The organism is Arthrobacter cavernae, from assembly GCF_017368795.1.
Lineage (GTDB): Bacteria > Actinomycetota > Actinomycetes > Actinomycetales > Micrococcaceae > Arthrobacter > Arthrobacter cavernae.
Genome location: NZ_JAFNLL010000040.1, coordinates 43,421 through 57,928 on the forward strand (window position 1 = coordinate 43,421; position 14,508 = coordinate 57,928).

At 68.2% G+C, this 14,508-nt stretch carries 14 protein-coding genes; 8 read left to right on the forward strand and 6 right to left on the reverse strand.

The features are described 5' to 3' along the window. Window positions 1-142: 142 nt before the first annotated feature. Window positions 143-760 (reverse strand): alpha/beta hydrolase, encoded by a 618-nt coding sequence (locus tag J1902_RS15215; protein WP_207617153.1) that lies wholly within the window; start codon window positions 758-760, stop codon window positions 143-145. A 377-nt stretch (window positions 761-1,137) separates the two neighbouring features. On the opposite strand from J1902_RS15215, the gene J1902_RS15220 reads away from it, so the two are divergent. The 6 genes from J1902_RS15220 to J1902_RS15245 all read left to right on the forward strand — a co-directional run bounded on the left by J1902_RS15220 (window position 1,138) and on the right by J1902_RS15245 (window position 7,499). Next, window positions 1,138-1,923, forward strand: coding sequence for a DeoR/GlpR family DNA-binding transcription regulator (locus J1902_RS15220; RefSeq protein ID WP_207617154.1), 786 nt, complete (start codon window positions 1,138-1,140; stop codon window positions 1,921-1,923). Beyond that, window positions 1,920-2,906 carry a 1-phosphofructokinase family hexose kinase gene (locus J1902_RS15225; RefSeq protein WP_207617155.1) on the forward strand — a complete coding sequence of 329 codons (987 nt, stop codon included), beginning with the start codon at window positions 1,920-1,922 and terminating at the stop codon, window positions 2,904-2,906. Before J1902_RS15220 ends, J1902_RS15225 begins: the two co-directional genes overlap by 4 nt. Before the next feature lie 2 nt (window positions 2,907-2,908). Beyond that, on the forward strand, window positions 2,909-4,975 hold the full coding sequence (locus tag J1902_RS15230) for a PTS fructose transporter subunit IIABC (protein WP_207617156.1): 2,067 nt from the start codon (window positions 2,909-2,911) through the stop codon (window positions 4,973-4,975). A gap of 43 nt (window positions 4,976-5,018) precedes the next feature. Further along, complete coding sequence (ptsP, locus tag J1902_RS15235) at window positions 5,019-6,743, forward strand: phosphoenolpyruvate--protein phosphotransferase (RefSeq protein WP_207617157.1); 1,725 nt, start codon at window positions 5,019-5,021, stop codon at window positions 6,741-6,743. A 31-nt stretch (window positions 6,744-6,774) separates the two neighbouring features. Then, window positions 6,775-7,053 carry an HPr family phosphocarrier protein gene (locus J1902_RS15240; protein ID WP_207617158.1) on the forward strand — a complete coding sequence of 93 codons (279 nt, stop codon included), beginning with the start codon at window positions 6,775-6,777 and terminating at the stop codon, window positions 7,051-7,053. A gap of 275 nt (window positions 7,054-7,328) precedes the next feature. Then, window positions 7,329-7,499, forward strand: a complete 171-nt coding sequence (locus J1902_RS15245; RefSeq protein WP_207617159.1) for a cytochrome c-type biogenesis protein — start codon at window positions 7,329-7,331, stop codon at window positions 7,497-7,499. A 200-nt stretch (window positions 7,500-7,699) separates the two neighbouring features. Here the strand turns inward: J1902_RS15245 and J1902_RS15250 are convergent, their stop codons facing one another. Both J1902_RS15250 and ku read right to left on the reverse strand, forming a co-directional pair. Then, on the reverse strand, window positions 7,700-8,095 hold the full coding sequence (locus tag J1902_RS15250; protein ID WP_207617160.1) for a hypothetical protein: 396 nt from the start codon (window positions 8,093-8,095) through the stop codon (window positions 7,700-7,702). Window positions 8,096-8,513: 418 nt separating this feature from the next. Continuing rightward, window positions 8,514-9,398 (reverse strand): non-homologous end joining protein Ku, encoded by an 885-nt coding sequence (ku, locus tag J1902_RS15255; RefSeq protein ID WP_207617161.1) that lies wholly within the window; start codon window positions 9,396-9,398, stop codon window positions 8,514-8,516. A gap of 38 nt (window positions 9,399-9,436) precedes the next feature. Between ku and J1902_RS15260 the strand changes: the two genes are divergently transcribed. Beyond that, the gene (locus tag J1902_RS15260) at window positions 9,437-11,965 is read left to right on the forward strand and encodes an ATP-dependent DNA ligase (RefSeq protein ID WP_207617162.1); all 2,529 of its coding nucleotides are present in this window, start codon (window positions 9,437-9,439) and stop codon (window positions 11,963-11,965) included. Window positions 11,966-12,086: 121 nt separating this feature from the next. Here the strand turns inward: J1902_RS15260 and J1902_RS15265 are convergent, their stop codons facing one another. Further along, complete coding sequence (locus tag J1902_RS15265; RefSeq protein WP_207617163.1) at window positions 12,087-12,347, reverse strand: hypothetical protein; 261 nt, start codon at window positions 12,345-12,347, stop codon at window positions 12,087-12,089. A gap of 72 nt (window positions 12,348-12,419) precedes the next feature. After that, a complete protein-coding gene (locus J1902_RS15270) occupies window positions 12,420-12,629 on the reverse strand; it encodes a hypothetical protein (protein ID WP_207617164.1) in 210 nt (69 codons plus the stop codon). Between the two features lie 458 nt (window positions 12,630-13,087). On the opposite strand from J1902_RS15270, the gene J1902_RS15275 reads away from it, so the two are divergent. Next, complete coding sequence (locus J1902_RS15275; RefSeq protein ID WP_207617165.1) at window positions 13,088-13,897, forward strand: putative protein N(5)-glutamine methyltransferase; 810 nt, start codon at window positions 13,088-13,090, stop codon at window positions 13,895-13,897. Here the strand turns inward: J1902_RS15275 and J1902_RS15280 are convergent. Beyond that, on the reverse strand, window positions 13,872-14,381 hold the full coding sequence (locus J1902_RS15280; protein WP_207617166.1) for a DUF2231 domain-containing protein: 510 nt from the start codon (window positions 14,379-14,381) through the stop codon (window positions 13,872-13,874). The genes J1902_RS15275 and J1902_RS15280 overlap by 26 nt on opposite strands. Window positions 14,382-14,508: the final 127 nt, after the last annotated feature.

The window sequence follows — 14,508 nt, forward strand, 5'->3', positions numbered from 1 at the left end:
GGTGCTGTGATGCACCGTCCGAAAAAGTGTAAGCGTTTACAATTTTTACAATCAAGGGGGTTTCAACTGATTGCGGAATTGTGACGTGGGCCTCACCGGGAGGGTGGGGCGTGGAGCGCCGGCGCGGGCTCGGCGCAGGCCCTCAGCGGAGGACATAGTGGCGCAGGAAGGCGCTTACATCGGACAGTTCCGGGGATTCAATCCGATGGCCCATGCCGGGGTAGCTCCGGGCCGTCAAGGCCATGTTGGCGTTGAGCCACTCAGCCGTGTATTCGATGGCGTCGCCGTTGATGACGGGATCGGCCTTGTCCCTGCCCCAGAAGAACGGTGGCGGGGTGTCGAAGGATTCGCTGAGCGCGAGGAGGTCATTCTCGAGGACGAAGCCGGACAGGCCTACCGTGGCTTTGAATTCGTGGGGGCGCAGGCGCAGGAGCGTGCTGGCCATCGCCATGCCCTGGGAGTAGCCGAGAAGGCTGACGCTGCTGTGGTTGTCCTTGACGGAGTTGATCCAGGCGAAGACCTTGTTAGTGGACGTGATCACATCGGCGAAGTCGTTGGACAGGAAATAGTCCAGGAGGAACCAGCCATGATGGTCGCCGATTTCCATGGGACCGCGGAGCGCTGCGCAGCTGAACTCGGCCGGCAACTGCGGGAACAGATTGACCATCCGCTGCTCGTCGGTGCCGTAGCCGTGCATCATCACCAGCAGCGGGGTTCCCGCGCGCTCGTTCTCGGGCTTGGACCAGACCACCGTTTCCATGGGGGCTAGCCTAGCGGGCGCCCGCGCCGGTGGCGCAGGGGCCGGACCGCGGCGGGCGCGCCCGGCCTTCGCGTGAGCCAGGCCCGCGTGCGATTCTGCTCAATCATTCGAATGGACAAATTCCCCCGGGCCCGGAATCCGCGGCTCCGGATCGGCAATCCGCGAATGATTGAGCAGAATCCGCCGCCCGGCCACCACGAGCCCACCCGCCAACCCACACCCCCGCCACCCACCCACCCTCCCCACCAAGTCGCAATCTGCGTTTATGTTGTTTTCTATTGACTTACCAACACAAACAAAGATAGAGTCAAGCAATTCCACATCATGTGATGACTGTCACGGATGGTCCGGCCTTGAATCTACGCAATGGAGGGTACGTGTTCGCTGAGGAGCGCCAACAGCTCATTTCCGGTCTGGTCGGCGAGCGCGGCCGGGTCAGCGTCACCGAGTTGGCCGACCGCTTCAGCATCACCACCGAGACTGTGCGCCGGGATCTCGCCGCCCTTGAAACCGAAGGCAAGGTGCGCCGCGTCCATGGCGGGGCCGTCTCCTCGGACCGCCTCAGCACCCGCGAGGAAAGCATCTTTGAGCGAACCATCCAGCGGAAGCTCGAAAAACTGCGGATCGCCGACGCCGCCCTGGCCATGATCCCGGAATCGGGCAGCATCCTCCTGGACGCCGGTTCCAGCACCGAGACCCTGGCCGAGGTCCTCGCCCAGCGCAACACCACGGCCGGGCCGGACGGCGAACTCGTGGTCATCACCCACGCCATCCCCATCGCCGGCAAGCTCTCCAACACCCCTGGCATTGCCCTGCAGATCCTGGGCGGCCGCGTCCGCGGACTCACCCAGGCCGCCGTCGGGCAGGCCACCGTGGAAGCCGCCTACAAGCTGCGCCCGGACATTGCATTCGTGGGCGCCAACGGGATCCACCCCGGGTTCGGGCTCAGCACTCCTGACCCCGAAGAAGCCGCCGTGAAGGCCGCCTTCGTCAAGTCTGCCCGCCGCGTTGTGGTGCTGGCCGACTCCTCCAAGCTGGACGCCGAAACGCTGGTCCAGTTCGCCGCCCTGAAAGATGTGGACACTTTGATCACAGACAACACCCCCTCCGCAGAGCTGTCGGCCGCCCTGGCCGATGCCGGCGTCGATGTGGTGATCGTATGATCGTCACGCTCACCGCCAACCCCAGCCTCGACCGCACGGTGGACCTGCCCGGCCCGTTGGCCCGCGGCGAAGTCCAGCGCGCCGTCGCCGTCCACCAGGAGTCCGGCGGCAAGGGCGTCAACGTCTCCCGCGCGCTCGTGGCCTCCGGCCTCGAGACCGTGGCGGTGCTGCCGGGCGCGGATGCGGACCCCGTCCTTGCAGGACTGCACGACGGCGGTGTGCCGTTTGCGGCGCTGCCGATCGGCCAGGCGCTGCGCAGCAACGTGACGCTCACCGAACCGGACGGCGTCACCACCAAGATCAACGAACCCGGCCCGGAGCTGGGCGCAGAACAGCAGGAGGCCCTGATCGGGCTGCTGCTGGAGCGCTCCCGTGGCGCCAGCTGGGTGGTTCTCGCGGGTTCGCTCCCACCAGGAGTGCCTGCGGATTTCTACGCCACGATCGCCCGCCGGCTTCGTTCGCGAAACGACGGCACGGCTGCCCCGAGCATCGCCATCGATTCCTCCGGAGCCCCGCTCGCTGCCGCCCTGAGGGGTGCGGCCGTGGGGAAGCCGGATCTCCTCAAGCCCAACGCTGAGGAGCTCGCCGAGCTCGCCGCCGCTGCGGGCCTCAGCAACGTCTCCACGGCTGACGAACTGGAAGCGGACCCAGCCAAAGCGGCCCAAGCCGCCGCCGCCGTCGTCGCCAGCGGTGTAGGCGCCGTTCTCGCAACACTCGGTTCCAAGGGCGCAGTCCTGGTGACGGCCGACGGCGCGTGGTTCGCCACGCATCCGCCGATCAAGGCCGTCAGCACGGTAGGCGCCGGAGATTCCGCGCTGGCCGGATACTTGCTGGCCGCTACCCAGGGCAGGTCCGCGCAGGACTGCCTTCGTCAGGCCGTGGCACATGGTGCCGCTGCTGCTTCGCTGCCGGGCTCCACTGTCCCTGCAGTCCACCAGACAACCCCCGACGCCGTAACCATCACGGCCCTCCAGAAGGACTAACAGTGACCCAGCTCATCACCCCCCAATTGGTCACCCTCGACCAGAACCTGGGCGACGCCCCCGCCGACGTCATCCGTTTCCTGGTCGGCAAAGTCGCCGCCGCTGGCCGTGCTTCCGAGGTTGAAGGGCTCTTCGCAGACGCCTTCGCCCGTGAGCAGAAGACCGCCACCGGCGTCCCGGGCGGCATCGCGATCCCGCACTGCCGCTCCGCCGCCGTGACCGAGCCGGCACTGGCCATGGCCCGCTTGTCCCACAAGGTGGACTTCGGCGCCAAAGATGGCCCCGCCGACATCATCTTCTTCATCGCGGCACCGGAAGGGGCCGACCAGGAGCACCTGAAGCTGCTCTCCAAGCTGGCCCGCTCGCTCATCAAGAAGGACTTCACCGCAGCCCTGCGCGCCGCAAGCTCCCCCGAGGAAATCGTGGAGCTGGTGGATGGCGCGCTGGCCGACAAGCCGGCTGCCCACGCAGCCCCGGCTGCCGCCCCTGCCGAGGCTGCTCCGGCCGCGGCCGCAGCACCTGTCGCGGCCGCAGCACCTGCCGCACCTGCCGCACCGAAGCGCATCGTCGCCGTCACGGCCTGCCCCACCGGCATTGCCCACACCTACATGGCGGCCGACTCCCTCGTGGCAGCAGCCAAGGAAGCCGGCGTGGACCTTCAGGTGGAAACCCAGGGTTCCGGTGCCGTCACCCCGCTTGACCCCGCGGTTATTGCCGCAGCCGACGCCGTGATCTTCGCCGTCGACGTCGACGTCCGCGGCAAGGAGCGCTTTGCCGGCAAGCCGGTCATCAGCGCCCCGGTCAAGCGCGGCATCGATGAGCCCGCCAAGATGGTGCAGGAGGCACTCGCGGCCGCCAGCGACCCCAACGCCCACCGCGTGCCGCACTTCGGCGCCGAAGAAAACGCCGAACACGCCGCGGAAGCAGCCAGCGAGCACTTCGGCACCAAGCTCAAGAAGGTCCTGCTGACGGGCGTCAGCTACATGATCCCGTTCGTCGCCGGCGGCGGCCTGCTCATCGCCCTCGGCTTCCTGCTGGGTGGCTACGAAATTGCGGGCGTTGCGAACAAGATCCTGGCGGAGAACACCCTGGGCAACCTTCCCAGCGAGTTCCCAGCACAGGCCTGGGGCCCCCTTGGCGCCTACCTGGGGGCGGTCCTCTTCAAGATCGGCGCCCTGGCCTTCGGTTTCCTCGTCCCGGCGCTGGCAGGCTACATCGCTTTCGGCATCGCCGACCGTCCAGGCATCGCTCCCGGCTTTGTTGCCGGCGCGGTCGCCGCGTTCATGGACGCCGGCTTCCTGGGCGGCATCGTGGGCGGCCTGCTGGCCGGTGTCACGGCACACTGGATCGGCAGCTTCAACGTACCCCGCTGGCTGCGCGGCCTCATGCCCGTGGTGATCATTCCCATCGGGGCCTCGATCGTCGCGTCCGGCCTGATGTTCCTTGTCTTGGGCGGTCCGATTGCCGGCCTGACCAAGGCATTGAACACCTGGCTGACCGGCATGACCGGCGCCTCCGCAATTATCCTCGGCGTCATCCTCGGCCTCATGATGTGCTTCGACCTCGGCGGCCCCGTCAACAAGGTGGCCTACGGCTTCGCCGTCGCCGGCCTGGGTGCCGGCAGCCTGGCCAACCCCGCTCCGCTGCAGATCATGGCAGCCGTTATGGCCGCCGGCATGGTTCCGCCGCTGGCCATGGCCCTGGCCACCGTGCTCAACAAGAAGGGCTTCAGCCTGGCCGAACGAGAGAACGGCAAAGCCGCTTGGCTGCTGGGTGCGTCCTTCATCTCCGAAGGCGCCATCCCGTTCGCCGCGGCTGACCCGCTCCGCGTGCTTCCCGCGTCGATGGTGGGCGGTGCCGTGACCGGTGCACTCAGCATGGCGGCCGGCGTCACGTCCCAGGCGCCGCACGGCGGATTGTTCGTCTTCTTCGCCATCGGCAACGTGCTCATGTTCGTCCTGTCGATCGTGGCAGGCGTGATTGTGACGGCCCTGATTCTTCTTGCCCTGAAGCGCTGGGCAGTCAGGAAGCCCGTCGAGGCCGAGCCGGTTCCCGTTGCAGCAGCCTGAGCGCGCGAACAGTCATCACGTAAGCAAGTAGAGGATCAGATCCATGCAGACCTTTTCAGGTGTAGGCGTCGCCCCCGGACGTGTTCTGGGGCCGGTGCGGCAGATGCCCAAGCCGGTGCAGGAACCCGCAGCTCCGCTGCAGGGCGCCGTCAATATTCCTGCCGACGTGACGGTTGAATCGCAGGGGCAGCGCATCAAGGATGCCGCCAAGGCCGTTCAAACGGAACTGCGGGCCCGTGCCGACAGCGCCAGCGGCGAAGGCAAAGAGGTCCTGGAAGCCACCGCGCTGATGGCCGCCGACCCCATGCTGGTGAAATCGGCCATCAAGCTCCTCTCCCCCGAGGCCCCCGGCGGCGCCCGCACCGCGGAACGCGCCATCTGGGAGGCCGGCGGCTCGGTGGCCGAGACCCTCAAGGCCCTCGGCGGCTACATGGCCGAGCGCGTCGCGGACGTCCTGGACGTCCGCGCCCGCATCGTCTCGGAGCTGCGCGGGCTGCCCGCGCCGGGGATCCCGGCGTCGGACGTCCCGTTCATCCTGGCCGCGGAAGACCTGGCTCCGGCCGACACCGCCACGCTGGACCCGGCCAAGGTCATCGCGCTCATCACCTCCAGCGGCGGCCCGCAGTCGCACACGGCCATCCTGGCCCGCGCGCTGGGCCTGCCCGCCGTCGTCGCCGCCCAGGGCGTGGACGATATCGCGGACGGCACCGAAGTCTACGTGGACGGCGCCGCCGGTGCCATCACCGTGGATCCCGGCGAGGACCTCCGTCTGGCCGCCAAGGCCTGGGCCACGCAGGCCTCCACACTGGCCGCCTTCAGCGGCACCAACGTGATGGCGGACGGCTTCCGGGTACCGCTGCTCGCGAACGTGGGCACCGGCGCCGACGCGGTCAAGGCCGCCGACGCCGGAGCCGAGGGCGTGGGCCTGCTGCGCACCGAGTTCTGTTTCCTGGACCGCGACGACGAACCCACGGTGGAGGAGCAGATCGCCGCCTACGGCGCCGTCTTCGCCGCGTTCCCGGGCAAGAAGGTAGTGGTCAGGACGCTCGACGCCGGGGCTGACAAGCCCCTGCCGTTCCTCACCAATGCCGACGAACCCAACCCCGCCCTCGGCGTGCGCGGCTACCGCACGGACCTGACCTCCCCCGGCGTCCTGGAGCGCCAGCTCGAGGCGATCGCCGCGGCGGAGGCCGCCAACCGGGCCGAAGTATGGGTCATGGCACCGATGATCTCGACGGCGGACGAGGCAGCGCACTTCGCCTCGCTCTGCGCGGCCGCCGGGCTCACAACCCCGGGCGTGATGGTAGAGGTGCCCTCCGCGGCCCTCACCGCTGCAACGGTGCTGCGCGAAGTGGGCTTCGCGTCCCTCGGCACCAACGACCTCACCCAGTACGCCATGGCCGCCGACCGGCAGCTTGGCCCGCTGGCCACGCTCAACGACCCCTGGCAGCCCGCCATGCTGCAGCTCGTGAAGCTCACCGCGGACGGCGCAGCCCTGGTCAGCGGCGCCACCGGCACCGCAAAGCCGGTTGGCGTCTGCGGTGAGGCTGCAGCGGACCCGGCCCTCGCCGTCGTACTCGTGGGACTGGGCGTCGCCACGCTGTCCATGAGCGCGCGGGCACTGGCCGCCGTCGCCGCCGTCCTGGCGACGGTCACCGTGGCGCAGGCCCAGCAGCTTGCCGCCACTGCCTTGGCGGCACCGTCTGCCGCCGCCGCACGCGCCGCCGTCCGGGCCGAACTCCCCATCCTGGACGAACTCGGCCTCTAGACTTTCAACCACCCGCAAGCAAGGAGCATCAATGTCTGAACGTACCGCCACCATCGCCAGCCGCGTCGGCCTGCACGCCCGCCCGGCCGCCATCTTCGCCGAAGCCGCCGGTGAACTTGACCTCGAGATCACCATCGCCCGCGACGGCGAGCCCGCCGACGACGCCATGGACGCCGCCAGCATCCTGTCCCTCATGAGCCTCGGAGCCGCGTTCGGCGACGTCGTGGTGCTCCGCGCCGAGGGCGCCGGAGCCGACCAGGCTTTGGACAGCCTCGTGAAGATCCTGGAAACGGACCACGACGCCGAGTAGTCCGCCTGCAGGTCCGCCTGCCGCTGCCCGACGCGCATACAGCCGGCGACACCTTACATTTCGTAAGGGTGCTTAGTATCGTTAACGGTGTTGCCGATCACATTCCGGCCCGAGCGAAACCACAGGGCCAGGAGCCGACGGCGGCCTAGGCACCCTGTGGTGTTGGAGGCACCTCGCGGGGCCAGCAGTCCGAAATTGGACTGGCAGTCGGAATACATCGCGAGGGAGTCTGCCGATTCAGCGCGGATTCCCGCTAGCAAAGGAAGGTGTTGACTATGAACACGCTTCTGATCATCGCAGGCGTCATCGCAATCGTCCTCCTGCTCGTAGGCGGCTTCACCCAGGCACTCAACTGGCTATTGTGGGTAGGCATCGTCCTTCTGCTGGTGGCCGCCATCGGCTGGCTTCTCAGCTTCGTTTCCGGCCGGAGGGGCCACACGGTTTAGTCCTGCTTGCTGCATAGCCGGGTAGCCGAACCGGACCCGGAGTCCGCCGCGCCCGCATTGACCCTCTTTGGATTCCAGCCCGCTCCGACACGCCTGAATCAGGGCATGTCGCGGTGCTTGGCGTTCCAAACAGGGTCAGGAAGGGCAGGCCCAAGGGCAACAAACCCCAAGGGCAACAAACCCCGACGGCGCCACCTGGGTCAAGCGGTATTGCGCGGCTCGGCGGTCCCAGTGCCTGCATCCGGGTTGTTGGGGTCAGGCGGCCCCGGAGGACCGGGTTCCGGGCTGTGCGGCTTGACGTCCGGGTCCCAGGGCTCGGGAATTTCGTCCGGATGGTGGGGGACGGGAAATACATCGGGGTCACGCGGAATGGGGTTCTCCCCCGGATGATGCTGCGTGCCCGGGTCGTGGGGGATTGCTTCGAAGCCTGAATCACCCCTTTGCCCTCCCTCCTTCACGGGCCCTTCCTCATCCACGGGCTCAGCCTGCTTCACGGGCTCAGCCTGCGGCCCGGGGCCCATCTCCTGTTCGGGAGTCGGCGTCCCGTAGCCCCCAAACTCGTCTTCGGGGTGTGCGTGCGGCTTGTCCTGGCTCATGTCCTCCTCCTTGGAGTTGGTGGAATGCGACTTCGCGATCCCTAACCCTGCTTGCCCTCGCTGCTTCCTTGAGGTGTTCTGCCAGCTTGCGCTCGGCCTCCATCCGGCGTCGCGCAATTTCGCGCTGTTCACGGCTCGCTGCAGATCCGGCATAGTCGATCAGGGCAGGACGCCTGCCCTGTGCGGCCCCGCCGGCAGATGTCTTCGGTTCCGGTTTTTCGCCCATAGCCGCATCGTCCCACACGGCGTGGCGGCCTGGAAGGCCTGCCGCAAACTGACCTTCACCCGCGGCCGTGCTGACCCTCCTTGAATCCCAGCAGGGTCCGACACGCCTTCAGGGTGTGTCGCGGCGGTTGGCGTCCCAAACAGGGTCAGGAGGGCAGGCGGGCCACCCCAGGCATCTGCCCGACGGCGGTGCTCAGGCTTTCTTGACCCGCGCCCGGGGCTTGCTGGCGGCTTTGTCCGCGGCAGCCGCGGCGTCGGGCTCTTCCGCGCCCTCGCCGGCCCCCTCACCCTTGCCGCGCTTCTTCTCGAGGCTGCGCTTGAGGGCCTCCATGAGGTCGATGACCTCGCCGCCTTCGCCCTCGCCCGCCTGCGCCCCGAACGTGGCCTCGGTGTCCAGGGAGTCGCCCTTCTCGATCTTGGCCGCGATGAGCTGGCGCAGCTGCACCTGGTAGTCGTCCGTGTACTGTTCCGGGTCGAAGTCGTGGGCCATGGAATCCACCAGGGCCGAGGACATCTCGAGTTCCTTGTCGGTGACCGCAATGTCCGTTTCCAGGGAGGGGAAGTCGGCCTCGCGGACCTCGTCCCCCCATAGCAGCGCCTGCAGGAGGAGGACGTCGCCGCGCACCCGCAGGGCGCCGAGCCGGGTCTTCTGGCGCAGGGCGTACTGCACGATAGCCACGCGGTCCGTGTCCTCGAGCGTGCGGCGCAGAAGCATGTAGGCCTTGGGTGATTTGGAGTCCGGCTCCAGGAAGTAACTGCGCTCGTACATGATGGGGTCCAGCTGCTCGGCGGGGATGAACTCCACCACTTCGATCTCGCGGCTGTTTTCCTCCGGCAGCGAATTCAGCTCGGCCGCGGTGAGGACCACCGTGCGGCCTTCCTCTTCGTAGGCCTTGTCGATATCCTCGAAAGCCACAACATCACTGCAGATTTCGCACTTCCGCTGGTAACGGATGCGGCCGCCGTCCTTGTTGTGGACCTGGTGAAGGCCGACGTCGTGGTCCTCCGTGGCGCTGTAGAGCTTGACGGGCACGTTGACGAGCCCGAACGCGATGGAACCCTTCCAAATGGCCCTCATGCACCAAGTGAACATCACATCAAGGCGGAGGTGAAGAGGTGGCAGGCAAGCGGCAGGAACGCGTGGACGTTGAAGGCCATGAACTCACCATCACCAATCTGGACAAAATCATCTACCCCGAGACCGGCACCACCAAGGCCGAAGTGCTCGAGTACTACGCCGCCGTCGCCCCTTTCCTCATCCCCGCCGCCGCCAACCGGCCGGCCACCCGCAAGCGCTGGGTACACGGCGTCGGGACCGCCCAGGAGCCGGGGACGATGTTCTTCCAGAAGAACCTGGACGACTCCACGCCGCCCTGGGTTCCCCGCGTGACCATCCAGCACAAGGACCACAGCAACGACTACCCGCTGGTCAACAACCTCGCCACCCTTACCTGGCTGGCGCAGATCGCGGCCCTGGAAATCCACGTGCCGCAGTGGCAGGTGGACGCCGCCGGGACCATGCTGCCGCCGGACCGCCTGGTGCTGGACCTCGACCCCGGCCCGGGCGCCGGGCTGCCCGAATGCGTGGAGGCCGCCAAGCTGGCGCGCGCCATCCTGGAGGACATCGGCCTGGACCCCGTGCCCGTGACCAGCGGCAGCAAGGGCATCCACCTCTACGCCGGGCTGGACGGCACACGGAAGTGGGAGCAGGTCTCGGAGTTCGCGCACGAACTGGCCCGGTCCCTCGAGGCTGACCACCCGGATCTTGTGGTCAGCGACATGAAGAAGACCCTGCGCGGCGGCAAGGTCCTGGTGGACTGGAGCCAGAACAGCGGCAACAAGACCACCATCGTGCCGTACTCGCTGCGCGGCCGCGCTCACCCCATGGTGGCCGCGCCCCGCACCTGGCGCGAGCTCGCCTCCCCCACCCTGGAGCACCTCGATTTCACCGCGGTCCTCAAGCGCGTCAAGGCCGGCAAGGACCCCTTCGCGGCCGTCTCGGCGGACCGCAGCAGACATGCCCCGGCGCGCGTTCCCGGCGGTGACGGCAAGGACGGGGACGACGGCGGCGGCTCCCCCGGCGGCGGCTCCCCCGGCGGCGGTCCGCGCACCGGCGGTGTGGGCTCACGCGGCGGAGGGTCCGGCGTCGACCCGCGGCTGGCGAGCTATGTGGACAAGCGCGACCCGGGCCGCACGCCGGAGCCTTTCCCCGCGTCCGGCAGCGACCAGCCACCCCAGGGCGCCCCGAACCCGCCGGGCGGGATCTTCGTCATCCAGGAACACAACGCACGCCGGCGTCACTTCGATTTCCGGCTCGAGCACGACGGCGTGCTGGTCTCCTGGGCCCTGCCGCGCGGAGTTCCGGAGACCCCGGAGCGCAACAACCTGGCCGTGCGCACCGAGGACCATCCCCTGGACTACGCGCAGTTCACCGGCATCATCCCCAAGGGCGAATACGGTGCCGGCACGGTCAGCATCTGGGACAGCGGCGAATTCGAGTGCGAAAAATGGCGCGACGGCAAGGAAGTCATCGCCACGCTCACGGGCAAACCGGGCGGCGGACTGCACGGCACCAAACGCTTCGCCCTCATCAACACGGGCGAACAGTGGCTCATCCACCTGATGAAGGACCGGCCCGGGCACCACACGGCGATCATGCCCGCGGCCACCAGTCCCCAGCCCCTGCCGGCCTTCACGCCGATGCTGGCCACGGCCGGCACCGCGGCCGACGTCGCCGGCGGGGACTGGTTCTTCGAGCTGAAATGGGACGGCATCCGGGCCCTGGTCCAGCGCTCCGGGGACACCATCCGGCTGATCAGCCGGCGGGGGAACGACATGTCCGCCACGTATCCCGAGCTCACCGACCCGGCGTGCTGGCCGGACCGCGACTTCGTGGCCGACGGCGAAATCGTGGCCATGGACCGGAGCGGACTGCCCAGTTTCGAGCGGCTGCAGCAGCGGATGAACCTCAGCAAGCCCGCCGACGTCGAGCACGCCCGTGCCTCCGTTCCCGTGCGGCTCATGCTGTTCGACCTCCTGCACGACGCCGGAACGGACCTCAGCGCGATGCCGCTCGGCGAGCGCCGTGCCCGGCTGGGCCCCTTCGCGGCGGAGCTGCGCGGCGGATGCCCCGTCCAGGTGTCCGAGGTCCTGGAGCACGATCTGGACGACATCCTGGCGAGCGCGGCCGAGCTGGGGCTGGAGGGGGTCATGGCCAAGCGCGCCGACAGCCGCTACCTCGCGGGCAAACGCAGCCGCTCGTGGATGAAGCTCAAGCTCGAACAGAGCCAGGAGGTGGTGGTGGGCGGCTGGCGGCCCGGTGCCGGGGCGCGGCTGGGGACCATCGGGGCGCTGCTGGTGGGAATCCCCGACGGCGGGAAGCTGCGGTACGCGGGCCGGGTGGGCACCGGCTTCAGGGACTGGCAGCTGCGCGACATCCTGCAGAAACTCGAATCCCGGGGCTCGGGAGCGTCCCCGTTCCTGGACATCCCGGACGAGGACGCGGCCACGGCCCGCTGGGTGGAGCCCGAGCTCGTGGCGGAGGTGACGTTCGGCGACTGGACGGGCAGCGGCCGGATGCGTCATCCCGTGTGGCGTGGCTGGCGGCCGGACAAGTCCCCGGAGGACGTGCAGGGGCCCGGCTGAGGCCAGCGCCCCGCGGCGACGCGCAAGTTGCCCGGCGACACGCAAGTTGCCCGGCGACACCGGAATTCGGGTGTCGCCGGGCAATCTGCGCGTCATCCAGGGACAGGCGCGTCCCGGGATCTTAGGAGGAGTGGGGCATCTGCGGGCGGCCGGTCCGGTGGACCGCCGTCACGGCGGCAGCCTGGCCCATGCGTCCGTGGCTGATGCCGCGCTCGCGTGGGTGCCTCTGCTTGCCGTTCCCGTCAGGCCATTGCTGGCCCTTGTTCGCGCCCAGGGCGACGGCCACGGCTGCCGGGGCCGGCATGGGCGCCATGTCCATGGACTCTGCAAGGTGGCTGGCGAGCTCGGGGCTGATGGCTGTTTCAGGGTGCTTCGCAACCATGATTCTTCCTTTCTCCGGTGAAACGAAGGGATTTTCAATCTTAGGTGGGCGAGGTCTGCTTGTCTGCAGGATTTACCAGCGGACTTTCTTCTGGGCCTTCGCCTGTTTGCCGCTCGAGTGTGTGGGCTTCTGGCCGCCCCCGGTGCTTTGCCATCCGGGGGCGGCGCCTCCGCCGGACTTGCGGGCAAGCATTGCTTTCTGGGCGTCCGTCAGCTTGGACTTGATGCCGCCTGCCGGGGCTTCCGCGGCGGCGGTGTTGTCTTCGGATTTGCTCGTAGTCATGCAGTGGACTCCTTTGTGTATGAAGCCTTGAAGAGGACCGGAACCATGGCGTCCACTGACCGGAGCTTGAACGGTTGGCAGTGGGAGGAACGGCGTGGAGGCTGAGCCTCAACAGGCATGGATTGTTGTCCTATGAAACACAGCGGGACGGCGCGCGGCCACCAGCGGCAGCGGGCCAGACCGGCCGGTCTACTCAAAAATCAGTGTTCCCATGGGTCCACCCTAGGCACTCCGGGCCGCATTTGTGAACCCCAGGATTTCCGAAGAGGGCGTCGCCGCACCTGTAGCCCTCGCATGTACTCTCAGCTAGCATGGCAATTTGAGCGACTCGCACTGAGTCCCCCAGCCAAGGAGGTGAGACCCATTACCGCAGCAAAGCACGGGTGCTCCCTCCATACCCCGCGGCGAGCCTGAACCAGGCGGACCGGAGAGCCCCCGGTATCCCGAAAGGCTCGCCCATGTCAGCATTCACGCTTCACCCTTCCCACTCCGACGTCACGGCCCGGCTCCGTTCCGCCGGCTGCGTCTTCGCAGAAGACGAGGCCCGCCTCCTCATCTCGGCCGCCCGAATCCCGGACGAACTCGACCACATGGTGGACCAGCGCGCAGCCGGCCTGCCCCTTGAGCACATCCTCGGCTGGGCCGAGTTCTGCGGCCGCCGGATCGCGGTGGGTCCCGGCGTTTTCGTCCCCCGCCGACGCACGGAGTACCTCGTCCGCCAGGCCGCCGCGCTCGCCCGGCCCGGCGCCGTCGTCGTCGATCTTTGCTGCGGCTCGGGTGCCGTAGGCGCCGCCCTGGCTGCCGCCGTCGCCGGCATTGAGCTGTACGCCGCCGACGTCGATCCCGCCGCTGTTCGTTGTGCCCGCCGCAACGTGGTGCCCGTCGGAGGGCAGGTCTTTGAAGGCGACCTCTACGCTGCGCTGCCAGCCACGCTTCGCGGCCGCGTTGACGTGCTGGTGGCCAACGCGCCGTATGTGCCCACGGAGGAGGTCGGGATGATGCCGCCGGAGGCCCGGCTCCACGAACCGCTGGTAGCGCTCGACGGCGGGGCGGACGGCCTGGACGTGCAGCGGCGGGTTGCCGAAGGGGCTCTGGAATGGCTGGCCCCGGGCGGTCACCTGCTCATCGAAACCAGCGTGCGGCAGGCGCCGACGACGGCGGCGCTGTCCGAGCGCGTGGGGCTGGCTGCGAGGGTGGAGCATTCCGAAGAATTCGACGCCACTGTGGTGGCCGGAGGTCCGGCTACGGCAGCACGGGCTCCTCGCTGAACCTGCCTTCCCACACCGCGCGCGAACCGGTGTCGCCGATCTGTACGACAGCAGCAGTGGTCCCGCCGCAGACGGCGAGTACGAGCAACACCACGAGGCCGGCCGCGATCCGGGATCCGCCGGCGCCGAGGGTCGTACGCACCTTGCCTGCCGTCGTCGCACCGTACCGGAACCAGAGCCACTGGCCCAACGCCACAGCAAATACGCCGATAACCCACGGCAACAGCGCCCGGCCGAGGGTCACGTGCGCCGAGACCGCAGGCGTCTGGTCGATCCGCAGCAGCAGCCATTCTCCGGCCGCCTGCGTGATAGGCACCATCAGGAGCGCTGCCAGGGCGATGAGAACGGTGACGATTCCCAACCGGCGCCGGGCTGCCGGCCAGAGGATGCTCAGCACGGTGCACAGGGCCGCCACGGGAATGATGACGACGGTGCCATGAACCAGCAGCACGTGCAGTGGCAGACCGCCAATTACGTAGTCCATGCTGGACCACCCCTCGGAAAGATTCGGACCCGCGTTCACACAGTATGACGCGCCGCCAAACGGTTCAACAGGGTCAAATGTCCGGTTTTTGGCACCGCGCAAGAAAAATTTTGGCAACGGTACCCCT